This window comes from Neobacillus kokaensis (assembly GCF_014656545.1).
Taxonomy (GTDB): Bacteria; Bacillota; Bacilli; order Bacillales; family Cytobacillaceae; genus Neobacillus; species Neobacillus kokaensis.
Map to the genome: position 1 here is coordinate 164,479 of NZ_BNDS01000005.1, position 25,816 is coordinate 190,294.

18 protein-coding genes are annotated in these 25,816 nt (G+C 37.3%); 13 read left to right on the forward strand and 5 right to left on the reverse strand.

Features of this window, described 5'->3' with window-relative positions; translation table 11 throughout:
* Positions 1-8: 8 nt before the first annotated feature.
* From IE222_RS08025 to IE222_RS08035, 3 genes are all read right to left on the reverse strand, one after another.
* Complete coding sequence (locus IE222_RS08025) at positions 9-1,475, reverse strand: multicopper oxidase family protein (RefSeq protein WP_223282625.1); 1,467 nt, start codon at positions 1,473-1,475, stop codon at positions 9-11.
* A gap of 295 nt (positions 1,476-1,770) precedes the next feature.
* Complete coding sequence (locus IE222_RS08030; protein ID WP_191271532.1) at positions 1,771-3,303, reverse strand: malate:quinone oxidoreductase; 1,533 nt, start codon at positions 3,301-3,303, stop codon at positions 1,771-1,773.
* A gap of 440 nt (positions 3,304-3,743) precedes the next feature.
* On the reverse strand, positions 3,744-4,640 hold the full coding sequence (locus tag IE222_RS08035; RefSeq protein WP_191271534.1) for a LysR family transcriptional regulator: 897 nt from the start codon (positions 4,638-4,640) through the stop codon (positions 3,744-3,746).
* A 170-nt stretch (positions 4,641-4,810) separates the two neighbouring features.
* On the opposite strand from IE222_RS08035, the gene IE222_RS08040 reads away from it, so the two are divergent.
* Both IE222_RS08040 and IE222_RS08045 read left to right on the forward strand, forming a co-directional pair.
* The gene (locus tag IE222_RS08040; protein ID WP_191271536.1) at positions 4,811-6,001 is read left to right on the forward strand and encodes a coenzyme F420-0:L-glutamate ligase; all 1,191 of its coding nucleotides are present in this window, start codon (positions 4,811-4,813) and stop codon (positions 5,999-6,001) included.
* 217 nt (positions 6,002-6,218) lie between these two features.
* The gene (locus IE222_RS08045) at positions 6,219-7,157 is read left to right on the forward strand and encodes an SDR family NAD(P)-dependent oxidoreductase (protein ID WP_191271538.1); all 939 of its coding nucleotides are present in this window, start codon (positions 6,219-6,221) and stop codon (positions 7,155-7,157) included.
* Between the two features lie 227 nt (positions 7,158-7,384).
* Here the strand turns inward: IE222_RS08045 and IE222_RS08050 are convergent, their stop codons facing one another.
* Positions 7,385-8,653: a sensor domain-containing diguanylate cyclase gene (locus IE222_RS08050; protein WP_191271540.1), complete on the reverse strand. Its 1,269-nt coding sequence runs from the start codon at positions 8,651-8,653 to the stop codon at positions 7,385-7,387.
* A gap of 86 nt (positions 8,654-8,739) precedes the next feature.
* Positions 8,740-9,642: a MerR family transcriptional regulator gene (locus IE222_RS08055; RefSeq protein WP_191271542.1), complete on the reverse strand. Its 903-nt coding sequence runs from the start codon at positions 9,640-9,642 to the stop codon at positions 8,740-8,742.
* A gap of 259 nt (positions 9,643-9,901) precedes the next feature.
* Here IE222_RS08055 and IE222_RS08060 point away from each other — a divergent pair, with 259 nt between their 5' ends.
* The 11 genes from IE222_RS08060 to IE222_RS08110 all read left to right on the forward strand — a co-directional run bounded on the left by IE222_RS08060 (position 9,902) and on the right by IE222_RS08110 (position 25,815).
* Entirely contained in the window at positions 9,902-10,969 is a 1,068-nt protein-coding gene (locus IE222_RS08060; RefSeq protein ID WP_191271543.1) for an ABC transporter permease, read from the forward strand.
* A 3-nt stretch (positions 10,970-10,972) separates the two neighbouring features.
* On the forward strand, positions 10,973-11,704 hold the full coding sequence (locus tag IE222_RS08065) for an ABC transporter ATP-binding protein (protein ID WP_191271545.1): 732 nt from the start codon (positions 10,973-10,975) through the stop codon (positions 11,702-11,704).
* Positions 11,705-11,882: 178 nt separating this feature from the next.
* Positions 11,883-12,350: a staygreen family protein gene (locus IE222_RS08070; RefSeq protein WP_308435593.1), complete on the forward strand. Its 468-nt coding sequence runs from the start codon at positions 11,883-11,885 to the stop codon at positions 12,348-12,350.
* Between the two features lie 129 nt (positions 12,351-12,479).
* Positions 12,480-13,706, forward strand: coding sequence for an NAD(P)/FAD-dependent oxidoreductase (locus IE222_RS08075; protein ID WP_191271548.1), 1,227 nt, complete (start codon positions 12,480-12,482; stop codon positions 13,704-13,706).
* Between the two features lie 388 nt (positions 13,707-14,094).
* On the forward strand, positions 14,095-18,774 hold the full coding sequence (locus tag IE222_RS08080) for a beta-N-acetylglucosaminidase domain-containing protein (protein WP_191271550.1): 4,680 nt from the start codon (positions 14,095-14,097) through the stop codon (positions 18,772-18,774).
* 512 nt (positions 18,775-19,286) lie between these two features.
* Complete coding sequence (locus tag IE222_RS08085; protein WP_191271552.1) at positions 19,287-20,582, forward strand: purine-cytosine permease family protein; 1,296 nt, start codon at positions 19,287-19,289, stop codon at positions 20,580-20,582.
* A gap of 201 nt (positions 20,583-20,783) precedes the next feature.
* Positions 20,784-21,506 carry a cytochrome c biogenesis CcdA family protein gene (locus IE222_RS08090; protein WP_191271554.1) on the forward strand — a complete coding sequence of 241 codons (723 nt, stop codon included), beginning with the start codon at positions 20,784-20,786 and terminating at the stop codon, positions 21,504-21,506.
* A 13-nt stretch (positions 21,507-21,519) separates the two neighbouring features.
* Positions 21,520-22,059 (forward strand): peroxiredoxin family protein, encoded by a 540-nt coding sequence (locus tag IE222_RS08095; protein ID WP_191271556.1) that lies wholly within the window; start codon positions 21,520-21,522, stop codon positions 22,057-22,059.
* Positions 22,060-22,079: 20 nt separating this feature from the next.
* Positions 22,080-23,198 (forward strand): peptide-methionine (R)-S-oxide reductase MsrB, encoded by a 1,119-nt coding sequence (gene msrB, locus IE222_RS08100; protein WP_191271564.1) that lies wholly within the window; start codon positions 22,080-22,082, stop codon positions 23,196-23,198.
* A 98-nt stretch (positions 23,199-23,296) separates the two neighbouring features.
* Positions 23,297-24,064 carry a response regulator transcription factor gene (locus tag IE222_RS08105; RefSeq protein ID WP_191271566.1) on the forward strand — a complete coding sequence of 256 codons (768 nt, stop codon included), beginning with the start codon at positions 23,297-23,299 and terminating at the stop codon, positions 24,062-24,064.
* Positions 24,061-25,815, forward strand: a complete 1,755-nt coding sequence (locus IE222_RS08110; RefSeq protein WP_191271568.1) for a cache domain-containing sensor histidine kinase — start codon at positions 24,061-24,063, stop codon at positions 25,813-25,815. Before IE222_RS08105 ends, IE222_RS08110 begins: the two co-directional genes overlap by 4 nt.
* Position 25,816: the final 1 nt, after the last annotated feature.

Consider the following 25,816-nt stretch of genomic DNA (forward strand, 5'->3'; position numbering starts at 1 on the left):
GTTTTCTATTAATGATGGTGCACACTATCGTTTTTAGGCAGTTTTGTTTTTACCTGTGATTCCGTCCCGGGTTTTACTAATAAGAATTGGCCCATCATGCCGTCATCTTCATGCTTTAAAATATGGCAATGATACATAAATGGGTGATTTGGATCAGGATAATCGCCAAACTCCACCGCTAGTCTAACAGTTGACCCATTCGGTATAAACACAGTATCTTTTCTGCCGCTTTCATACTCCGGAGGCTTTTTGCCGTTAATGTCCAATATTCGGAATGCCGCATTATGGATATGGAAGTTATGTGACCAGCCAAAATTGTCAATTTCCCATATTTCTTTTGTACCCGCCGGCACAACTTCATCAATTCGATTCATATCCATCTTTTTGTCATTAATCATAGACTCCATTGTCATTTTGAATTGACGAACCTTGGCATCCTTTGGTATCTCTATTGGCGGAACAGAAGAAAGCTGCTCAGGTATCGCTGCCGACTCTGTTAGCTTCGAGGAGGCCACAATTTTTAACAAATCAAATTCACCTTTTTCAATGCCAGAGCCGCTGCTATAACTATGAAGAATCGTTTCCTCTCCAGGCTTAAACTCCACAACAATCTCTGCACGTTCTCCTGGACTTAACTTGATACGGTCCAATGTAGCCGGCTTCTGCAAAAGACCTGCATCATTTGCTACAAGTTTATAAGACCGTCCGTCCGTAAAGCCAAAATAATAGGTTCTTGCATTTGAAGCATTCAACAATCGAAAACGAACCTGATTCTTTGTTACTTTAAGAAATGGGTCATAGGTTCCATTCACCAGTATTTCATCGCCGAGTGTACCAAAGGTAGTATCATCCTTTTCTGATAATTGCCCCTTACTAGTAAACAATTTATCCTGTACAATCAACGGGATATCATCAACACCATAATCAGAAGGTAATTTTTTTGAATCCTGATCATTGATAATAAACATGCCGGCAAGTCCCCGGTACACATGCTGTGCCGTTTTTCCATGAAGGTGAGGATGGTACCACACGGTTGCTGCTGGCTGGTTAATCGTCCAATGTGGTGACCACGTTGCACCAGCTTCAATCATTTGATGTGGACCCCCATCCATAACAGCGGGTAATTTCATCCCATGCCAGTGTATGGTTGAGGTCTCTCCCAGCTTATTTACAACATCAAAGGCTACATTGTCCCCCTTTGAAACCATAATGGTAGGACCTAAATAGGAACCATTGAGTCCCCACGTATCAGTCTTTTTCCCTGGAAAAAACTCTGTAGTCCCTGTTTGCATTGCTAATTGAAAGTGTTTTGTGCCATCAGCACTAATTATAGGTTCTAGCAGCTGTGGAATTTTTAATGGATTCTCAAAGTGCAGTTTCCCGACATTTGTTTCTGCTTCCTCTTTTCCGCAGCCAGCTAACCCAACAACAAGTAACATCAACAGCAGGGCAGTATATCTATTATATGATTTCAACTCTTCCTCTTACTTCCTTTCTAATTCAAAAAAAGCCAATCCATCTCTTGATTGTAGAATATAGTAATTACCTATTTAGACTCTCCAAATCAATAATAAACAGGTTAATATAAAAATTCAATATAACAAAGTTTCTATGAAACAGACTTGCATCCTTTGTGCTCCGTGATTTGTGGGAATTTTTAAAATATTGATAATAAGTTAGGAGGAAATGAGGAGAATGTGTCGAATTATAAGACTTATAAGATTTGAACAAAAAAAGCACCTATAAAAAATAGATGCTTTTCTATTATATTTAAACAGATACAGTTTCTTTTTCTAGGTTACGGATCTCCTCTAACGATAAGTTTTTGCCTAAACCAAGTGTCCACGCTGTAAAAGTATGAAGTTCGTGGAAAAGCTCTGGATTTTCAGCCAGCGACATACCGTAAGAAGGAATCATTTCTTTAATTTTCGGTTCCCACTCCTTGATATGCTGTGGGAAACATTTGTTGATTACTTGCAGCATAACGTGAACAGCAGTAGAAGCACCTGGAGAAGCGCCAAGTAAGGCAGCGACTGAGCCGTCAGCCCCTGTAATAACTTCCGTACCAAATTGAAGCGTTCCTTTGCCAGCTGCAGTATCTTTGATAACTTGCACACGTTGGCCCGCTACTACGATATCCCAATCTTCACTTTTGGCATTCGGGATAAACTCTCGTAACTCTTCGATCCGTTTTTCCTTCGATAACATTACTTGCTCGATCAAATATTTTGTCAATGGCACGTTTTTTGCTCCTGCCGCTAACATAGTAAGGACATTATTCGGTTTTACAGAACCTAATAAATCCATATTTGAACCAGTTTTTAAGAATTTTGGTGAAAAGCCGGCAAACGGTCCAAAGAGAAGTGATTTTTTGTTATCGATAAATCGTGTATCAAGATGCGGCACCGACATTGGAGGAGCACCAACCTTCGCTTTACCGTATACCTTTGCATGATGCTGTTCTACAACCTCTGGATTGTTACATACCAGGAATAATCCGCTTACTGGGAATCCACCAATATGTTTACTTTCAGGAATACCGGTTTTTTGCAATAACGGCAAGGAACCGCCGCCGCCGCCGATAAAGACGAATTTTGCAGTATGGCGTTCAATAGCACCGCTTGCCATATTCCATACTTTCAATTCCCATTTGCCGTCCTCAGTACGTTTAATGTCTTCTACTTGATGTTTATAGTTAATTTCAACATTTTGTTTTTTTAAATGGTCAAACAATAGGCGCGTTAAAGCACCAAAGTTAACATCCGTTCCAGAATCAATTTTTGTAGCCGCTATAGGTTCCCCCGATGTCCGGCCTTTCATAATAAGCGGAATCCATTCCTCCAGCTTTTTAGGATTATCGGAGAACTCCATACCTTGGAACAGTGGATTGTTCGAAAGCGCTTCAAAACGTTTTTTCAAGAATTTAACATTTTCTTCCCCTTGTACTAAACTCATATGAGGCAGAGGCATGATAAATTCTTGAGGATTATTGATTAGATTGCTGTTTACTAGATAAGACCAAAACTGTCTTGAAACCTGAAACTGTTCGTTAATTTTTACAGCTTTGCTAATGTCTATAGAACCGTCCGGTTTTTCGACGGTGTAGTTAAGCTCACACAGTGCAGCATGCCCCGTTCCCGCATTATTCCATTCGTTGGAGCTTTCCTCACCTGCGTTTTCAAGTTTTTCAAACACTGTTATTTTCCATTCCGGAACTAATTCTTTCAAGAGTGTCCCCAATGTTGCACTCATGACTCCGGCACCAATTAAGATAACGTCTGTTTCAGTTTGTCTGTTACTCATTCTCCCCATCCCTTATACCCCTAAGTTTTGCAGAAAGGATGTTAGGCGCTCCTTCTTAGGCATCACAGCAAGCCAGGGGCGCGACTAGTCACACACCTTTTCTGGATGATCAATTATTACCTATTAATAGTTTATCACTATTATTTATATAATAATAGTTATTTAGAAATACTAAAGTTGTAAAAAAATGTAAATTACATCAATATGGGCCCCAAGTACACAAAAAAAACCAAGGTTTTTACCCGGCTTCTAGCTAGTGTTGAGTCCTTTGTTTGCCGTTGCTAATATGCTCACAAATCCCTGTTACATATTCCTTTCATTACGCTCTAAACCATTCTAATTCAAGTATATTACTAACGTGGTAATTAAAACATTCAATAATTATTATAAAAGCTCATAAGAAATTCTTATGATAAAAAGCAAATTTGTGTATTAAATGGCTAAAAGTTATTTCGTATATTTTTCTCAATAATTTCAACAAACCTTTCCGCAGCCCTATTTAAAGGGGCATTTTTCAAATAGCAGATGCCAATGCTTCTTTTCGGTATTGGGTCTATTAAGGTCACTTCACGAAGTAATCCTTTTCTCAAAAACTGTTCCGAGAATTCCTTTGTAACACAAGCAACGCCCAGATTGATCCTTGCGAATTCTAACAGCAATTCATGTGAACCTAACTCAAATTCTGGCTGAATTTTAATTCCCTTAGTAAGAAAAAATTCTTCCACATATCTTCTTGAATTGGAATTGTCCAATAAAATAAGCGGAAGCTTAACCAATTCCTCAAGTTTAATCGGCTTAGATAATATTTTTCGGTATTTATCACCATATACAAAGGTATCCTGAATTTCAAATATAGACTTTACCTCTAATGACTTGTCATCAATTGGAAGATTACAGATCGCAATGTTCACTTCTCCAGATTTTAAGGCAGCTATGATTTCCCACGTTGTCCCATTAACTATTTTAAATTTAAGATTTGGATATCGATTATGGAAAGTTTCTAAATAGGGAAGCAAAAAATATCGAGAAATTGTATCGCTAACCCCAATTTTAAACTCACCAATGATTAAATTTTTAAATTCCAAAAGCTTTTCTTCACCGGCTTGTATAAACTGAAGGGCTGAACTGACATATTCAAACAATAAACTTCCTTCGTCCGTTAGCGTTACTCCTTTAGATAACCGGTTAAAAAGCCTTGTATCTAATTCCTTTTCCAATTGTGCAATCGATTGACTAACCGCAGGCTGGGACATAAAGAGTTCTTTTGCTGCTTTAGAAAAGCTTTTATGTTTTCCGATTGTATAAAAAACATAATATAAATCTAATTTACTTATCATATAATTACTCCTTATACCACATATTAGATATATTGATTTTACTTATATCATTAAAACCCGTATATTACAAGTAGATACTGATTGAATCGTTAATATATTGGCATGATAACTATTTTAAAGTGAAAATTTTTTTTCGAATAAAGTTAAATTAACAAGAAGGAGCGATTTTTGTGGAAAGAGTTGTAGGAACTGTGGCAAGAGGGCTTCGCTGTCCAATTATCAACAAGGGAGACCGCATTGAAGAGATTGTTGTTGACAGCGTATTAAAAGCTGCTGAGGTTGAAGGCTTTACCATCGGAGATAAAGATATTGTAACCGTTACCGAGTCTGTTGTTGCACGTGCACAAGGAAACTATGCAACCATTGATCATATTGCTAAAGATGTTCACTCTAAATTCGGCGATGATACAATCGGTGTTATTTTCCCTATCCTTAGCCGTAATCGGTTTGCAATTTGTCTTCGCGGGATTGCAAAAGGCGCGAAGAAAATTGTGTTAATGTTAAGCTATCCTTCTGATGAAGTAGGCAATCATTTAGTTGATTTAGATACACTTGATGAAAAGGGCGTAAATCCTTGGACGGATGTGTTAACAGAAAAACAATTCCGAGAGTACTTTGGTTATAACAAACATACATTCACGGGCGTAGATTATATCGATTATTACAAATCTTTAATTGAAGAATATGGCGTGGAATGCGAAGTTATCTTTTCCAACAATCCAAAGACGATTCTAGATCACACAAAGAGTGTGCTTTGCTGTGATATTCACTCACGATTTAGAACAAAGAGAATTTTAAAGGCTAATGGCGGCGAAAAAATTTATAGTCTAGATAATATTCTTTCTGAATCTATTGACGGCAGCGGCTACAATGATGCTTATGGCCTATTAGGCTCGAATAAAGCAACAGAGGATAGTGTCAAGCTATTCCCGCGTAATTGCCAGCCGGTCGTTGATACAATTCAAGAAATCCTGAAAGAAAAGACAGGTAAAACGGTTGAAGTCATGATTTATGGTGACGGTGCATTCAAAGATCCTGTAGGAAAGATCTGGGAGCTCGCAGATCCAGTTGTTTCTCCTGCTTATACCGCTGGATTAGAAGGGACGCCAAATGAAATAAAACTAAAATACTTAGCCGACAATCATTTTGCTGACTTAAAAGGAGAAGAACTAAAGCAAGCCATTTCTAAATACATTGATGAGAAACAGGAAGACTTAGTCGGAGCGATGGAAGCCCAAGGGACTACTCCACGCAGACTAACAGACCTCATCGGCTCACTGTCCGATCTAACCTCAGGCAGCGGCGATAAGGGTACACCAATCGTATTTATTCAAGGTTACTTTGACAACTATACAAAATAACAGTGCCAGTAAATCATGGGACAAGGGAGTTAACTCCTTTGTCCTATTTTATTGACCCAAGAAAGCCCCTTCATCGATGAAAAGGATTATTTCCCACCCATAATTCTACATTTTTTCCACCCATTACATGATACCATCTTCATATTACTAATTACCTATTATGGAAATTTTTTTAAAACTAACTTATCTATAAACTTTTAAAGGAGAGAGGCTCGTAATGAACAATAAAATTGTTATCATTACTGGTGCAAATTCTGGGATTGGGAAAGCAGCAGCCCTTAAATTTGCCAAGGAAGGCTTTAGTGTAATCATGGCCTGCCGCAATTTGGAGATTAGTAAAGCCGTGCAAAAAGAGATTATGGAAGTCACAAAGAATACAAATGTAGATCTTATCGAGCTTGATGTTTCTTCTTTTGATTCTATTCGCTCATTTTGCACAGCTTTTAAATCCAAATACCCCAGGCTGGACATTTTGATACATAACGCCGCCTACTTAAATCACGGGGAAAAGGAATACAAACTTAGTCCTGAGCATATCGAATTGTCTTTTGCTACGAATACATTTGGTCCTTTTTTAATGACTCGTTTATTGGCCGATCATCTCACCAAATCATCAGACTCAAGAGTCCTTAATGCTTGTACAACAAATATCAAAAACTTCTTCGACCCGAAGAGAAAGATTGAATTCGACAATTTGCGCGGGGAACTGAAGGGGAAGCGGCCTTATAGCACCTATAAGATGTATGGAGACTCGAAAATGGCATTATTGATGCTAACCTTCAAAATGGCAGAAGAATATAAAAGCATGGGCATCAAGATTAATGCCCTTCAAATTAACCGCGTAAAACTATCGAAAGAGACGATAGAAAAAATGCATTCCGTTTGGAAGGTATTTGCACGGGTTCAAAATCTCACAAACCCTTTACCCTCGGGCATGGCCGATAATTATTTTCAAATTTGCACGTCGGAAGCTTTTAATGATGTGACCGGCCAGCTTATCAATCACAAATTAGAGATTCTTCAACCCTCCACATCTGAAAAAGGTTTTTCACAATTGAAGAACATATTCGGTTCAAGCAGCTACCCTAGATACGCAATAGATCGGCAAAATGTGGAACAAATATGGAGATTGAGCAACACGCTCACCGAAGGCTAATAGTTCAGGTAAGAAGTTTATAAAATTACTGTCACTTATAAGCTATAAAAGCCTTTCACCTAGTTCTGTTATAAAAATACCCTTAATTAGACAAAAGAGGCACTCCTTTGTAGTCAGCCCTCTTTTGTCTAATATTTTCTTTACTTAATTTTGTATTTTATTACAATTCCAAAAAACTTTTTACTAGCAATGCAATTAATGATGACTTTAAAAAATAAGTTTAAAGTTTATATAGATGTCACCCGGTTTCGTCCGCTCTTTTTAGACTCGTACAATGCCTGATCTGCTAATAAAAATAATTTGTCCTGATTAATATATATCGAATTTTTAGTCGAAACACCTATACTAACGGTAACATAAGAACTCACATTAGAATTTATGTGAGGGATTTTTAATTCTTTTACTTTCTTACGGAGCCTTTCTGCTAAAAATAAAGCTTTCTCTTTATTAGTATTAGGCAAAATAACACAAAACTCTTCTCCACCTATTCTGCATACACTATCATTTTCCCTTACACTTCTAGCCAGTGTATCTGCGACTTTAATCAAGCACTCATCGCCAGTTTTATGCCCATACGTATCGTTATATTGTTTAAAATAGTCGACATCAATAACTAATAAAGAAAAGGCAATATAATCTTGAAAATATTCTTGAAACGCCTTTTTTAATTGGCGGTTAAAATATCTGCGATTAAAAACCCCCGTTAATGAATCGGTATAAACTGTCTTTTTTAATAATTTCCTTTCCTCCTCTAACTCTATTAACTTCTGCTTATTTTTTGTGATATCCCTAGAAACACAGATAATTTCATTTGATACTTTATCCACTGATAAAACATGTTTATATTTTGATTCAATCCAAATATACTTTCCATTTTTACACTTAAAACGGTATGTTACAGTTTTAATTTCACCTATTAAATGAATATCGTTATTAAAAGATTTCATTTTTTTTATGTCATCGACATGTATAAAATCATACGTTGTTTTTCCCACCATCTCATCGGGGGAATACCCCAATAAAGAGGGGCAATTGGGAGAAACGTATGTGAATTTCCCATCAAGGGTGTGTAATGAAATAAAATCAGTCGAGTTTTCAGCAATATGACGATAAAGCTGCTCACTCCTTTTTAACTGAATTTCAACCAGCTTTCGATCTGTAATATTTACATGTGAAACAACTGCACCATTGTTTCCATTTATTTTTATCGGAGTAACTCTTAATAAAAACCAACGAAGTTCATTACTAGAATGACAGGGGTATTCATAGTTAAAATTGTCTTTTGTACCCTTTAACACCTGCAAAATACCATCTTTAACCTCATTGGGGCAAACAGCAAGATAATTATTTCCTATTCCAGTCTTTTGTAACTCCCCTTCATTTTCAATTGAAAAATTCACCCAAGATGTATTAATTGCAATAATATACCCATCCATATCCAATACGGCTATTTGATCTACTAATGAATCGAAAACCTCTAGATTAAAAGGTTTCATACTATCATTTCCCTTCCCCATACTCGAAAAGTTGACTGGGCTCTGACAAATTATTTTCGCTTCATTACCACAATTAATTAAGTGTTTTATTTTAAAATGTCTTCAATAGAATTTGTCACGGTAATGGTCTGTGGTTGATAGTCGGAGAAATACGTGACTGCCCCTTGGCCGCCAAGGTAGAAAGCTATGTCCTTTTGCTTTTTGGCGAATTGGTCTAAATTCCGCAGCAGTTGAGGGTCTGTTTCAAACGGTATTGCGGTTGTAGCCGACAACAAAACCACATCCGGCTTTAATTTCCCTACCAATGATTCAATCGCTCCTGGAGCAGGGGAAGCCCCAATTAACTGGGTTTTCCATCCTTTCATCATGAAACGCATTAAAATCAGATGTAGTGGTACTTCATGATGTTCATATGGCAGACATGCTCCAAGAACAAATGGAGCATTTTCCCGATATGGATAATTTCGTCGAATTTGAACCAAGTAATCCCTTACAACCAGACTTGAAACGGATTCTTGATATTCATCCCACTCACGATTCCCCCACTTTCTTCCAACCTCTTTTAAAAATGGAACCACGATATGGTTTAAAAATTGCTCTAGCCCCACCTGATGATATGCCTGTTTTAAGATAAAATTTAATTCTATTTCATCACAGTGCCTGCCTTTTTCTAGAAGCTGAAGGACATACTCATTCCATTGCTCATAATTAGGGGATTTTCCCTTCTGTATTGGTACTTCAGGGTCTTCCGCAAACTCTTTTACAAGATGGGCCGCTTGTTTAAGCGAATGGCCTTGCTCCGAAAGTAATTTAATTTTTAAAAGTGTTTTGACATCCTGTTGAGTATATATTCTATAACCATTCTCCAACCGCTTCGGTTGAATAATCCCATAACGTTCTTCCCATTTTCTGATCACTTGTTTCGATAATCCGGTCATATCTGCGACTTGTTGAATTGCAAATACTCCATTATCATCGGATTGAATCATCTATTTCATCCCCTTAACAGCTTGTACAACCCCGCAGGCATAATTAGTATAACGAATACATGTACTTTGTACAATGTTATCACTTTAAACATTGTACAAAGATTAAAGTTGGGAAAATCCTTCCTGATTGATAAAAGACAAGAACTTTCGTATAACGTTTTAAATATTTTATTATACAAAGGTTTGACAAATCAAGTTATTTCCGTTAATAATTAAATAAAATAGAATAAATACTTTCATTTAGAAAGGGAGTGACATGGTGTTTTTAGCATGGCAGGAAATTAAAAGAAACAAACTGCGTTTCACCTTGATTACTGGGATTTTAATGCTTGTTTCCTATCTTGTATTTTTTCTCTCCGGACTTGCAACTGGTCTCGCCAGCCTCAATAGGGAAGCAGTTGATAAATGGAAGGCGTCAGCTATTATCCTTACCGAAGAATCAGATAAAAGCTTGTACCAATCCTCCATGTCGATCGATCAGCTAAAAGACATTAAAGCAAAAAAAACGGCTGTAATTGGTCAACTAAACGCGATTGCCAGCAACGGTGACAACAAGCAAAATATCTCTCTCTTTGGTATTAACAAAGAGGAATTTCTGATGCCCAATGTGACAGAAGGAAGGGCTTTTGACAAAGCAAATGAAGTTATTGCTGACGATTCACTTAAAGACAAGGGATTCAAATTAGGGGATACATTATCCTTGTCCTCCAGTGACCAACAGTTAACGATTGTAGGATTTACAGACCATGCCAGGTTTAATGCTTCACCTGTTCTGTATGCCAACCTTGCCACCTTCCACCAAGTCAAATTTGGCGAAGCTGCGGATCAGAAAAAGGATCAAATTAATGGAATTGTTGTAAAGGATGATCCTATTTTAAATATGTACAAAAATAATGAACTGGATTCAATTGAGATTGAATCCTTCATTCAAAGTTTGCCCGGCTATACTGAACAAAAACTTACCTTAAATTTCATGATTTACTTCCTCTTTGGTATTTCATCCATCATCGTAGCGATTTTCTTGTATGTGTTGACCGTGCAGAAGATAAGTATGTTCGGGGTCATGAAGGCTCAAGGTATTTCCAGCACTTATTTATCTTGGTCTGTTGTAGCGCAAACCTTTATTTTAGCATTTATCGGGACAGCGCTAGGTTTTGCCTTAACACTCGTTTCAGGAGCCTTTTTACCAGCAGCTGTTCCAGTTTCGTTTGATCTAGCCTTGATGGTATTTTACGGGTTAATCCTAATGGTTGTTGCAACTTGCGGTGCCGTTTTCTCAGTCTTGACGATTGTGCGCATTGACCCACTGAAAGCGATAGGAGGATAAACAATGGCAGTGTTGGAGTTACATCAAGTAAAGAAGAGTTTTGGAAGCGGGCATACGAAAGTGGAAGCCTTAAAGGAAACCGATTTTCTTGCCGACCGGGGTGAGTTGGTTGCAATCATTGGCCCGTCTGGTTCTGGAAAAAGTACCTTTCTCACGATTGTCGGGGGATTATTATCTCCAACCTCAGGGGATGTAATAATCAATGGGAAAAACCTAACCTCATTGACTGAAAAAGCCCGCTCACAAATTCGGCTCAAGGAAATTGGATTTGTGTTACAAGCGTCGAACCTAATTCCCTTCCTCTCCGTGGCCAATCAATTGAAACTATTAGACAAAGTGAAAAAGGGGAATATGTCGAAAACGGAGAGAGATCAACTATACGAGGACTTGGGAATTGCTGACCTGCTCATGAAATATCCCTCCGACTTATCTGGCGGGGAACGGCAGCGTGTAGCCATCGCTAAAGCACTATATAGCAATCCATCGATTATTCTAGCTGATGAGCCTACAGCATCCCTTGACTCGGACCGTGCCTACGAAGTTATGGAGCTATTAAAAACCGTAACGAAGCAGAAAAATACAACAACCATTGTGGTCACTCACGATATTCGGCTTGTCGGTTATTGCGATAAAGTTTATAAAATGACTGATGGTGTCCTTTCATCTGCAATAGAGAAGCATATTAAGAGGCCACAAACTGTATTCGAGGAAAAAGTCGCTTATACAAATCATTAAGATTTATTGGAACTTAACGAAACTCTTGTCTCCTTTTTCCTTCCTGGCCTGCTTTGTTTAGAACTATGAGGCAGCTCTGTCCTGTGCACGGAGAGCTGTCTTTTTTCATAATGACGGAATATATTTACGTATAAACAAACTGCCATTCGCATATTGATAAAAAACCGATCGGATGGGAGTGGATGACTTGAGCACTTTTTACCCAGACAAACTATCTGTGGAATACTTGGACGGTACTGCTGCTGCGAACCCCGTTATTCCAAGGCGTTACACACTTACTCACTCAGATTTAACTGGAGAACTATTTTTAAACATTGGGATTCATTATGCCTTGGATAAAATTAATCCTTTGAGAGATGAAGTTTTGGGTGAATGGAAACAATATGGAGGCTTCTTTTGTTTTTATGTTTATTTATACGTAGATCAAGGAGAACAGACCCTTTCTGTTTCAGCAAAACGCAATGAAATATTTAGACGTGAATTACCACTTGCCTTAACAGCTATTAGATACGGCGATAGGTTTTTATTCAACAAATACCCTCATTTAGATCAAGCCTCTCTCATCATTCAGTTTATGTCCGCTTATCCCCAATTTGCAAAGCAAGAAAATTGGGGTACTTTCCAAAGATTCACCACTAAAATATAGTCACGATTTAATTCCATTGGTATGCCTTGGACCGCTTGTATTTATTTGTACAGTTCACTGTGATTTTTGCATGGACAAAATGAGGATGGATATATTAACAGTAAACTTTTTAATAACTGGGGGATACCAATGAATTTACAATCCGGAACATATTATTGGCCAACTACTTTTCCTGATGCTCCATCATATCCAGCATTAGAAGATGACCTATCTTGTGATGTATTAATCATTGGGGGTGGAAGCTCCGGGGCACAATGTGCGTATTATCTTGCCGATACTCATTTAGACGTGGCTGTAATTGAAAAATCAACCATTGGCAGCGGCAGTACTAGTGCAAACACAGCCCTCCTTCAATACTCCGGTGAAAAAATGTTTACAGATCTAATCAACACCTTTGGAGCAGATTACATAAACAGACATTTACAATTACTAAAGGAAGCAATCGATGAAATTGAAGCAGCCTCAAAAAACGCCACCATTGATTGTGAATTCAACAGAACAGACACCTTATATTCCGCAAGCTGTACAGAAGACGTTGAAAGGCTAAAAAAGGAATATGAATTTTTAAAGCGGCATAACTGTGAACTTACTTTTTTAACAAAGGAAGATATTGAAGCAAAATATCCTTTTAGCAGGGATGCCGCTATTTATTCATATAACGATGCAGAAATCAACCCATTCCGATTCACCCATGCACTATTGGATTACGCCGCCGGAAAAGGAATCCGTATATATGAAAATACGGAAATGAACGGTCACCATTATGATAAAGAACAAGGAAAGATGATTGTTTCTACAAAGAATGGCCTTTCGATAAAAGCACGCTATCTTATTTTTGCTGCGGGTTATGAAGGAATGGATATCAGAAAAGAGAAAAAAGCCTCTTTTGTAAGTACATATACGGTAACAACTAATCCAGTCGAAGATCTCTCCGAATGGTATAACAGGACACTCATTTGGGAAACCGCTCGTCCCTATTTATATATGCGGACAACTAGAGATAACAGGATTATTATTGGCGGACTTGATGATAATACTAACTATCCAGAAGACCGCGATAGTAAACTGATTCACAAAAAGAATAAATTAATTGAAGAGTTTAATAAAATGTTTCCCGCTATTAAAGTACAGCCAGAATATTACTTAACTGCATTTTATGGAGGGATAGCAGACGGTATTCCGATTATTGGCCAATATGAAGAATATCCTAATTGCTACTTCCTATTTGCCTTTGGTGATAATGGGACGGTTTACAGCCAATTGCTGTCAAGGATTATTGTAAAGGAAATTGTGGAAGGGAATTGTCCAGATTTAGCTTTATACTTACAAGAACGGCCTTTGCTAAACAAGGGATGAGAAAATGAGGTTGTGTGTACTTGGTATTACCTTTAGCATCAAAGATTGAATGCGGAGAGGGAAATTATGTTTACAGTTTTGAAAAGTCTGGAAATTTGTTGACTAAAAATTGTAAACGCTTTATACTTTGGTTATATATTGATTTTCATGTGACTGGTTCACACTGGGCATGGAAAACAAAACCGTAGGAATTTCTGAAGGAATTCTTGGTTTTGTTTTCCATGCCCTTTTATTTTTCATAAAGCTTTTAATCCATAACAAAGCAGGAAGTTCTAATTTTAGGGGGTGATAAAATTTAATATTGAACATGATTAAGGTTGATATTTTTGTTCATTTCTTAAGGCAAAGATCGATTTATATTCATTTGTTAAGAAAGTAGGGGGAATAATTGAAAAAAAGTATTTTGTTAAATCTAGCTATCATATTTGCTGTACTATTTAGCACAATAAGTGGTATTAAATCACCGTTACATGCTGCTGCAGAAACTATGAAATATCAAATTTATCCAAATCCCCACGAAATTCACTACCAAGACAAACAATTTGAGATAAGTAATACTTTAAATATTGTATATGAATCTAAAATTGATTCTTATACTAAAAAAAGAGTAGAGGAAATACTGGCAAGTAAAAATATTAAATTTACAGTATCAAATGAAATGGCGGCAGATAAAACGAACTTTTTAGTTGGTGTCTACCAGTCAAAAGAATATGTAGATCAGTATTTTAAAGAAAAGCAATTAAATGATGCCGCTATACTAGCAAAGCTAGATGCAAATATTGTTTCTATCGATGAAAATGTCATTGCAGTACTAGGAAAAGATGTCGATTCTGCCTTCTATGGTGTCACAACTGTCAAACATATTTTCAAACAAATGAAAGATCGTACCATTCAGGCCTTAACCATTAAAGATTATGCAGATGTTAAAGGCAGAGGTTTCATTGAAGGATATTATGGAGAACCATGGTCAAATGAAGATCGTGCAGAATTAATGACCTATGGCGGCGAATTCAAAATGAATTCTTATATCTATGCACCAAAAGATGATCCAAAGCATAATGGCAAATGGAGAGAATTATATACACCAGCAGAGCTTGAAAAAATCAGCAAACTTGCCGAAGCCGGTAATGCCAGCAAAACTAGATTTGTATATACACTTCACCCATTTATGAATAATGCCATTCGTTTTAATACAGAAGAAAATTATCAAGCAGACTTAAATATTATTAAAGCGAAGTTCACCCAATTACTGGATGCAGGAGTTCGGAAATTTGGTATTCTAGCTGATGATGCAGGAGTTCCACCACAAGGAGCACAGACGTATGTAAAATTGATGACCGATTTAACTAACTGGTTAATTGAGCAGCAAGCTGACTATGATGGATTAGTAACCGATATGATCTTCTGTCCAAATGATTATATGGGAAATGGGAGCAGCGCTCAAATCCAGACATTAAAACAATTGCCAAAGTCTGTTAGCATGATTCAAACCGGTGGTAAGGTTTGGGGAGAAGTTTCAAATAATTTCACTCAGACATTTACAAATAATGCTGGCAGAGGACCATTCTTATGGATCAATTGGCCTTGTACGGATAACTCTAAAAAGCACTTAATTATGGGCGGAAATGAAACATTTTTACAACCCAATGTGAACCCTGAAAATATAGAGGGTATTGTGTTAAATCCAATGCAGCAATCTGAAGCAAGTAAATCAGCTATTTTTGCTAATGCCGATTATGCATGGAATATTTGGGATAATGTTGATCAAGCACAGAAAAACTGGAATGACTCATTTGCATACATGGATCACTTAAACATTAATGAAACTCCTGCTTCCAATGCTCTAAGAGAGCTGTCCAAGCATATGATCAATCAAGCTATGGACGGCCGTGTTGCTAAATTAGAAGAATCAGTGGAATTGGCTCCCAAGTTAAATGAGTTTAAGAGCACCTTAGGGAAAGGAAAGATTACAGATCAAGCACAAGCGTTAATAGAAGAATTCGAAGTTATTCGTGATGCAGCACAAACGTACAAAGCCAAGCCTGGTAATGAAAGAACAAGAGATCAGATTATTTATTGGTTAGATAGTGCTGTGGATACGGCAACTGCAGCTATTTTCTTATTAAAGGCAGAAATGGCTCATGAACAAGGCGATAAGTCTGCTGTATGGGAAAACTATAGTCAAGGCCAAGCTTCTTTCGACGCTTCTAAGAATCATCCGTTCCGATACATTGACCATTATGAATATGCAGAAGTAGGCGTACAGCATATCGTTCCATTTATCAAAACATTATTAAATGATGTATCCGTTAAAGTTCAATCGATTGTAAATCCTGATAGCAACACAGCTAGAGTTATTACAAATCGAACCGATACTCCTTCTGGTGACTTAGAGAATCTGTTAGATAACAAAACAAGTACCGAAGTGATCTTTAAAAACCCTAACTCCATTTCGACTGGCACGTATATTGGGGTACTTTACGAAAAACCTCTTGTCCTAAATACAGTGCGCTTTGAATTAGGACAAGCCGGCAATGCTAATGACACCTTTACAGAAAGCAAAGCACAATACACCGTTGATGGAGAGAATTGGATCGATATCGAAGGTGCTTTATATGGCCATGTCAGTAAAGTGGTATTAGAAAATTTAAATCTAAAAGCAAGGGGTATTCGTTTAATCGCAACAAAAGATCGTACAAATACTTGGTTAGGTATTAAGGATATTGTGATTAACGAAATGAAGGATGACACTACATTACAATATGAGTTAATGGTGCCTAGCCATTTTAACGTGTATCAAGGACAAACAGCCAATTTATTTGATGGAGTTGACACTACTTTTATTTGGTATAATCCTTCAGGAACAATTAAAGATACTTCCGTTGCTGGAGATTATATTGGTGTAGATTTATTAAAGGTTAGAGATTTAGGTAAAGTTTACTTTGCTGTAGGCAGGGATAATGGTGACAAGTGGACGGATTACCAGTTAGAATATTCAACTGATAATGTAAATTACACGATGGTTAAGCAATATGCAGGTAAGGCATCAGGGATGGATAAAGTGGAAGAAGACCTAACAGGTATTAAAGCAAGATATGTCCGCCTAAAAAACCTTAAAACGGTTCCTGTTTGGATCAAGTTCAGCGAAATTCGCATTGATATTGCAAAATCGTCTTCTGCCTATACGTACACTAATAATACTAATTATAAAGGCATTCTTTCTCAGCATACCCTTGAAAATACTAGTTTAAGCAAAACAACAGATATTACCCTGAAACCACAAGAATACCTGGGTATAAAATTAGAGCGCATTAAAGAACTGAAGGATCTAACAGTAAATGCAACAAGCGATAAATTAACCTTACAGGCCTCAGCGAATGAGGTGGAATGGAAAGCTCCTAATGAGGGGACCATTGCTCGATATGTAAGACTATTTAACAATACGGATAAAGATATTACATTCGACCTGAATGATTTTAGCGTTACATCTAAAGAAATTTATGGACCAAGTTTTGTCGGAACGGATATGGGAATCTCTTCTGCCTATGCAGCCAGTGATTCAAGAAATGCGGGGACACTGCTGGCTCCTTTCGATAAAAAGTTCGGGACGAAAGCTATTTTTACAGATTTTCAGAGAAAAGGGCAGTCGATCACGTATTCAGTTGGCGAACCTAGAATTTTTAATAGTTTACGGGTATATAACGAAGAAAATAATATTAACTATATCCGAGACGCCAAAGTACAATTGTCCATGGACAATGAAAATTGGACAGATGTGATTACTTTAGGTGATGGTGTGGACAATCTTGCCGGTGGTAAAGCTGATTATGCAGATATGATTGCAGATGGCTACACACACGACTCTGCTAATCCAGGAAACTATTATTATGGTAATGATCATATCGGCGGCATTAAGGCCAAATATATTAGAATTCTCTTTACAGCAAATTATTTAACAAGATTTGCTCATATTAATGAATTCGTCATTAATGGCGGCGAATATGTTAAAACCGAGAACAATCCAACCTATGTTACCAATCCAATCGAGGAAGAAGGGTTTGGTCCTGAACGTCTATTGGATGGTGACCTAACAACAGCTTATAAACCGAATATGACTGATAAAACAAATGGGTCATTAACGTACCGTCTTTCAGAAAAAACAGATGTAGCAGTGATTACAATTGTACAAGGTTCAAAATCCATTTCCAAAGCTGCTGTAAGTGCCAGAGTTGGTAAAGATGAATGGGTCGAGCTGGGTGTCCTGGATAAAAGTTTAAATACTTTCTATAATCCAGCCTATGACCATATTTTTGAAATTAAGTTGACTTGGGGAAATGTCCAGCCGGTTATTTATGAGTTGAATACATCTACCAATAAAGAATTGTTACCTGATCGTTCCGTTTTAAAAGAACTATTATCAGAAGAACTGGATGCAGCTTTATTTACAAAGGAGTCCTATAATATCTATAAAACGGCTTATGAAATGGCACAAAAAGTTTACAACAACACTCAAGCTTCACAATCTGAATTAGATACGGCTAGTAAGGAGCTCCGTACTGCTAAAGCACAGCTTATCCTTTTGATCGATCTTGGAACAGAGCATTCTGCAAAAGTATCATTAACAAAGGAACAAGCACAGCTTTCAAAGGATAATGGAATTCCTTTACAAGTAATAAATGATGAGGTCAATCTTTTGATTCCAGCTGCCATTGTCTCTGAGGGAAGTTTTGAGATGACTCTTGAGCGTTTAAGAGATATCAACAAAGCCAAAAGCCCTGCTTACGACTTTACCATTTTAATTGACGGAAAGGAAATTCATCAATTTGAAGAACCAATTACGTTAACATTTACTCTTGATGGCCGTAAAGTGAGAGATCCAAAAAATTTGAAGGTATTTTATTTTAATGAGCAAGCAAAAGAATGGAAACTGGTACCTGGCGCTGTTTACAACGATGGCAAGGTTTCAGTGGAAACCAGCCACTTTAGTACCTTTACTGTATTAGAGGCTGCCGACGATAAAGCAGAACCCGGCACACAAGTCCCTAAACATAAAAACAAGGTGGATTAATTGCATCAACCTATTTCATTAAAATCTTTCTGTTAACATGTTAAAAGCAGTGTGATTTCATTTGCTAATCACACTGCTTTTATAGTTGTCTTTTCTTTAAAAGGGACCAGCTTTCAATAAATCCCCTTACCATCTCTCTGAAATTTTACTGATATACCTCCTATATCCATTAATGCTAAATCCGCCCTTTTTTCTTATGCATATTGCCTAATCGATAACCTATATTTTTAGTTGTTATATACAATTACATTAAATGGTATGCCTCTTACAATAATCTTGTAAGTTCATATGAAGATTTTTTAAATAAAGGTATTTAAGTGAACTAAAAGGGGGAAACCATTTACTACCTGCTCTTACTTAACTACTTTGCTCAATAGTGAACAAAGTGGTGCCGTCAATCTTGCAATTGGTTTACTAAGTTAAAAAGAGATCTTCATCCAGAACTGACTTTTCTCTGGGTTTGTTATTTGGATTGGAGATTATCAAAATGGGTTCCACTAGGAGGAATATTCATGTCAACCAGCATTGATGAAAAGAAATTATTGGATCCAGAGTTTGAACATACCCCTGTTCCTAAAGAATACCGCAAAAAATTATCATCCGTTGCAGCTGTTTGGTTTGGTTTCCCAATGGTATTAACTAGTGCAGTAATCGGCGGGCTAATTACTGCTCAGCTTGGCTTTAAAGCCGGTGCCTTAGCGATGCTGCTTGGAAATTTGCTCCTTTTCATAATGGTGGGCTTACTAAGCTATGATGCCGGCCGTTCGGGATTGAACTTTTCCCTGACTGCACAAAAAACATTCGGACGATCAGGTTATTATATTATTTCCGGATTACTATCTACTGTCGTTATCGGCTGGTTTGCTCTTCAAGTCGGACTTACTGGTGCTACGATGCATGGGTCTTTTGGTGCTAGTTTGCTGCTAATGACCATTATCGGTGGTGTCCTCTATGTTACAGTAACTTATATCGGTATTAAGGCTTTATCCATATTAGGTTGGATTGCAGCACCTTTTTATATTCTAATTGCAATTATAGCGATTGTTATGGCAATGAAAACTGGTAACTCCGATATTCTAGGCTATCATCCTCATGTATCGAATGCTATGTCATTTGGAGCTGCTGTAACGTTAGTTTTCGCTGGATTTGCTGATTCTGGTACAATGACAGCTGACTTTACCCGTTGGGCAAAAAATGGCCGTGAAGGGGCTTTATCCACCATTTTCGCCTTCCCGATCGGGAACTTTATTGCAGAGCTTGTTGGGGGAATTATTGTAGCAACTGGGGTTATCCCAAACCCTGCTTCAACTGGCGGGGATTTCATGTCAGTATTAGCAGGACATGGTCCTTTACTTACCATTTTGTCTATCCTGTTTGTCTTTATCAATCTGGGTTCTGTAGGTACCCACTGCTTATATAATGGCGCTGTTGGCTGGTCGCATATGACCGGTAAAAAAATGAGACCTATAACTCTTATTATTGGTGTAATCGGTTTAATTGTTGCAGTTTCTGGAATTTATAATCACTTTTTCAACTGGCTCGTTCTTCTTGGGGTAATTATTCCGCCTATAGGAGCCATTATCATTATGGATCGCTTGGTTTTACGTAAAAATGACTCTGAGAATTTAGTAAACTGGAGACCACTGGCATTCGTTGTCTGGATTTTGTCTTCCGCCATCGCATTATACTGTAACTTCTACGCACCACATCTTTCAGTGGCTTTTGTTGGCCTTGTATCAGCTGCTATTTTCTATGGTATTGGCAGCATGTTAGTCAAACGTTCAGGCACTAAGCCTGGAATGATATAAATAGTGAAGTAAAAGCCGCCTCCTTGTTGTCAAGGAAGCGGCTTTTTTATATCTACTTAATCAATTTGCCTGGGAGTAAATAAATTTCTTGGCTAATAAGGGAGAATCAAATCATTTCTAAGATTTATGTGAAATAAATCTATGTTTTTCTTTTACAAATAGAACTAAGATGAACCTATCGATTAAAAAGGAGGTGTTCCTTTGATAGGTGAACAAGTGTTATTAAGTACAGTTTTTGTTGCGGGGTTGCTTTCCTTTTTTGCCCCTTGCATCCTGCCGCTTTTACCTGTTTATATATCGGTGTTATCTTCAAATGACCAGAGCACTGAAGGAAGCAACCATTTCATAACTATTGGCAAGTTAACAATAAATCTACACTTATTACTTAAAACGGTCGTTTTTGTATTTGGACTATCAACTAGCTTTATCATCTTAGGGTTTGGTGCTGGAGCACTCGGAGTTGTCATTAATACAAGCTGGTTTATGGTTGTTTGCGGCCTTATTGTTGTGATATTGGGTTTACACCAAATTGGGCTGCTCCGTTTATCATTTTTAAATAAAGAAAGTAAGGTTAATCTTAAAAGAAGCGGGAAACGAGACATTCTTGGAACCTATTTATTAGGATTTACCTTTAGTTTTGGATGGACACCTTGTATAGGACCTGCCCTTGGTGCTGTTTTAGGCTTATCTGCCAGCCAAGGACAAGCAATCTACGGGGCGTTTCTCATGTTCATTTATGCATTAGGCTTATTAATACCGTTTATCATCCTTGCCATTTTTTCTGATGCCCTATTAAGACATATAAAAAAAATCAACAAACATATGAAAAAAATACAAATAGTTGGTGGTGTCTTCGTCATTATTATGGGAATTTTACTCATGACGAACAATTTAAACCTATTGGTCACGGTAATAACAGGATAAGGGAGTGATATGAATGAAAAAATTAACCGTACTAACCATTATTTCAATTTTAATGCTTATGATAGCAGCTTGTTCTAATTCAAATGCAAACAGCTCTGATTCCACAGAGACTGCTGGTAAAAAGAATGAAGGTAAGCTCGCACCAAGCTTTGACCTGAAAGATGTAAAAGGACAAACTCATCGTCTTTCAGATTATAAAGGTAAAAAAGTGTATGTGAAATTTTGGGCTTCGTGGTGTCCGATTTGCTTAGCAGGGCTTGAGGAACTAAATACGTTAGCTGGAGAGAAACATGATTTTGAAGTCCTTTCCATAGTGTCGCCTGGTTATAACAACGAAAAAAAGAGTGAATCTTTTATTAAATGGTTTAATGGTGTTGAAAATACCTCTAATATAACAGTCTTATTAGATGAAGACGGCTCTATTACAAAACAATATAACGTTCGAGGATACCCTACTTCTGCTTTTATTGGTTCGGATGGGGTCTTAGTTAGAACTCAACCTGGGCATGTCCCTAATGACCAGATTATTAAAGAGTTTGAAAGTATTAAGTAATGATAGGTGGTTTGAACAGAATGAAACTAAAAATAGCAGGCGTTTTAATCGGAATATTTCTACTTGCTGGATGTTCTGCATTAGGTGGTACTATTACAAGTAGTAACAGTACTACAGAGAGTATAGCATCGAATTCAAAGTATCCCGCAAACCCAAATGTAAATTTGAGTTTTGATAGCAGCCAATTAAAAGAAATATGGCTTGCAGGGGGCTGCTTCTGGGGTGTTGAGGCTTATATGTCAAGGGTTTATGGTGTTTACGATGTTACTTCTGGCTATGCAAATGGTCACACCGAGAACCCTACCTATGAAATAGTGAGCAGCGGGGATACTGGCTTTGCCGAAACGGTTCATGTACTTTATGACCCTAAACGTGTAGAATTAAAAAAACTTCTTACTAATTATTTTACTATTATTGATCCTACCATACTTAACCAACAAGGAAATGACATCGGGGAACAATACCGTACGGGCATTTATTATAAGGGAAAGGCTGATAAAGAGGTCATTGAGCAAGTGGTTGCAGTGCAGCAGAAAAAATATGATGAGCCGATTGTTACAGAGGTAAAGCCACTAAAGAATTTCTATCTTGCAGAAGAGTACCATCAAGATTATCTTGAAAAAAATCCAAATGGATATTGCCACATAAGCTTTGATTCTCTAAGGGATCAAAAAATACCAGCATTAATTGATCCTAAAAATTATCCAAAACCGAGTGATCAAGAAATAAAGGAAAAACTAACAGACATTCAGTATGAGGTAACCCAAGGAGAAGAGACAGAGGTTGCTTTCACTAATGAATATTGGGATAACTATGAACCAGGCATTTATGTAGATGTTGTAACTGGAGAACCGCTATTCTCCTCTGTTGATAAATATGATTCTGGCTGTGGCTGGCCTAGTTTTACAAAGCCGATTGAACCTGGTGTGATAAAGACGTTTAAGGATACAAGCTTTAATATGGTCAGAACGGAAGTGAGAAGCCGTTCAGGAAACAGCCATTTAGGTCATGTTTTTGATGATGGCCCAAAAGATAAAGGCGGGCTGCGCTATTGCATCAACAGTGCGGCTATAAAATTTATCCCTAAAGCAGAGATGAATAAATTAGGTTACGGTTATCTTGAATTTCTTATAAAATAAGAATGGCCCCATATACGATAAAATTGTTTTGCAAAAAAGGTGGTGGATACCACCTTTTCTTTAAGTTTATTTATCTTTCTTTATTAAAGGTGGATTGGATGTATAAATTATTATTAGTTGATGATGAACCTATTATTATCAAAGGCATTCGTTCTTTTGTTGACTTTGAAGCGCTCTCTATTTCAGAAGTATATGAAGCATATAATGGAGAAGATGCGCTTGAAAGCTTCAAAAAATATTTACCTGATCTAGTTCTAGCGGATATTAATATGCCCAAGATAAATGGTCTTGATTTTGCCAATGCCGCTAAAGCAATGAAACCAGATGTGAAAATTGCCATTATTACGGGCTATGACTATTTTGATTACGCTGTTACAGCATTAAAATCTGGTCTTGATGATTATGTATTAAAGCCTGTCTCGAAGAATGATATTCAAGAGGTATTAAAAAAGTTAATCGAAAAGCTTCAAACGGCTCACAACCAGTTGGAGATATCCCAGCTTGTTCATGATATGATCAGCATACCCCATACATCTGAGGATGCAGGTTATAAAGCAAAAATCCAGCAGGAAATAGAAGCAAACATTGCAAATGTAGATTTCTCCTTAACTTTTTTAGCCAAGAAAATGTCTCTAAGCTCAACCTACCTTAGCAGCCTCTTTAAAAGGCTTTATGGAAAAACGTTTCAAGACTATATGCTTTCTACTAGGTTAGATCGTGCAAAAATCCTGTTGCTCAGTACGGATTTAAAGATTTATGAAATTGCTACAGCAGTAGGTTTTGAGGACCCTAATTATTTTAGTACATCCTTTAAACGAAAATTTAAATTTTCCCCTAATCGGTTCAAAGAAAGAGCGAGGGAATGAAGATGCTGCAATCAAAGCTGTTGAAAAAATTACGCGTGCAAATTGCCCTCCATTACTTAATAGCAAGTGCCGTAACGCTCTTTCTCATGGGGTTTATTTTATATTACAGCAATTCATCTGTTGTAAGGAATGAATCTATTTCTACCACTAAAACAGCTATTAATAAAAGCGGCATGTACCTAGAGCTTTATATCGACAGGCTTAAAGCAGTGTCTAGCTTGCTTGCAGAAAACCCACAACTGATTGATTATTTCTCCGATACGAGGCGAGACCTCTCCGCTAGGAAAGATATCCTTACTTCCATTCATACCACGATGGCTACAGACCCTTTCATTAAATCTGTCATTATCGTGAGTAAGGATGGGCGGATTCTTTCCAATGAAAGACGATTAAATATGAGCATGTCGAGAAATATGATGAAGGAGCAATGGTACGTGGCAGCTATACACAGTGGCAATATGCCCGTTCTCACCTCTGCAAGAATGCAAAAGTTCTCCATGGACAAAAAAAATTGGGTCATTTCCATCAGCCGCGAAATTAAAGATAAGAAAGGAAAAAACATCGGCGTTTTACTTATCGATATTGAGTATAAGGTGATTGAAGACTATCTTTCAGATTTGGATTTAGGGAATACAGGCTTTTCGTTTATTATTAATGATCAATCCCAAGTGGTATACCATAAGAATCCTTCTTATTTTGTTGACCGTTCCAAACAAAGGATATTGCAAAATATCGTAGCAAATAAAAAAGCGTATGATGCGAAAGAAAATACTCTTACACATATTTATCATTTAAAAAATGCCGACTGGAAGCTTGTAGGCGTTTCCTCTCAAGATAGCCTTCAAGCAATTAAAAAACAGCTTTTAGAAATCTTTTTATTAGTGGGATTTGTCCTACTCATCATCGCAGCTTCTAGTGTGGCTGTCTTTGCTGGTAGAATAACGGCTCCTTTTCAAAAGCTCGAAAAGGCCATGGAGGAAATTGAGAATGGATTATTAGAGGTACCTATTGATGAAAATGGCTGTTATGAAGCGCAAAGTCTTGCCAAACACTTCAATGTAATGATTAATAAGATTAAAAAATTGATGCAAGAAATTACTGAAAAAGAAAGACATTTAAGGTCTTCTGAAATTAGTGCTTTGCATAGTCAAATTAACCCTCACTTTTTATACAATACTTTGGATACAATTGTTTGGATGGCAGAGTTTAATAATAGTGATAAGGTAATTGAGATTACAAAGGCTTTAGCTCAATTCTTTCGACTTTCTCTTAGAGGCGGTAACGAGCTGACAACGGTAGAAAATGAACTGAACCATGTGAGACAATATTTGTTTATACAAAAGGAGCGTTATGGTGACAAGCTTGAATACACCATCGACTGTCATGAATCGTTATTAAAGTATCAAATTCCTAAGATTATTTTACAGCCGATTGTAGAAAATGCTCTTTATCACGGTATCCGTGGCCTTAATAGACAAGGGTTCATTAACATCAGTGCCGAGGAAAAAGGGGATGACATTCTCTTCATTGTTCAAGATAACGGCGAGGGCTTTGATTTGAAGCGAGTAGGTGTGAAAGCAGCAGATAAAGTCGTTAAACTAGGTGGTGTAGGCATTAACAATGTCGATCAGCGAGTGAAGCTCTACTATGGTGATGATTACGGAATTACTATTGACTCTAAAATAGATAAAGGTACGACTGTGATCATTAAAGTGGCAAAGAAAATAAAGCATCTGAGTGGGATTAACTAAA

What these genes read in the sequence shown, in the direction of transcription:
- IE222_RS08030 (WP_191271532.1), bottom strand. Translation starts at nt 3,303, where the DNA reads ATGAGTAACAGACAAACTGAAACAGACGTTATCTTAATTGGTGCCGGA.
- IE222_RS08035 (WP_191271534.1), bottom strand. Translation starts at nt 4,640, where the DNA reads ATGATAAGTAAATTAGATTTATATTATGTTTTTTATACAATCGGAAAA.
- IE222_RS08045 (WP_191271538.1), top strand. Translation starts at nt 6,219, where the DNA reads ATGAACAATAAAATTGTTATCATTACTGGTGCAAATTCTGGGATTGGG.
- IE222_RS08050 (WP_191271540.1), bottom strand. Translation starts at nt 8,653, where the DNA reads ATGAAACCTTTTAATCTAGAGGTTTTCGATTCATTAGTAGATCAAATA.
- IE222_RS08055 (WP_191271542.1), bottom strand. Translation starts at nt 9,642, where the DNA reads ATGATTCAATCCGATGATAATGGAGTATTTGCAATTCAACAAGTCGCA.
- IE222_RS08065 (WP_191271545.1), top strand. Translation starts at nt 10,973, where the DNA reads ATGGCAGTGTTGGAGTTACATCAAGTAAAGAAGAGTTTTGGAAGCGGG.
- IE222_RS08075 (WP_191271548.1), top strand. Translation starts at nt 12,480, where the DNA reads ATGAATTTACAATCCGGAACATATTATTGGCCAACTACTTTTCCTGAT.
- IE222_RS08085 (WP_191271552.1), top strand. Translation starts at nt 19,287, where the DNA reads ATGTCAACCAGCATTGATGAAAAGAAATTATTGGATCCAGAGTTTGAA.
- IE222_RS08095 (WP_191271556.1), top strand. Translation starts at nt 21,520, where the DNA reads ATGAAAAAATTAACCGTACTAACCATTATTTCAATTTTAATGCTTATG.
- msrB (WP_191271564.1), top strand. Translation starts at nt 22,080, where the DNA reads ATGAAACTAAAAATAGCAGGCGTTTTAATCGGAATATTTCTACTTGCT.
- IE222_RS08105 (WP_191271566.1), top strand. Translation starts at nt 23,297, where the DNA reads ATGTATAAATTATTATTAGTTGATGATGAACCTATTATTATCAAAGGC.
- IE222_RS08110 (WP_191271568.1), top strand. Translation starts at nt 24,061, where the DNA reads ATGAAGATGCTGCAATCAAAGCTGTTGAAAAAATTACGCGTGCAAATT.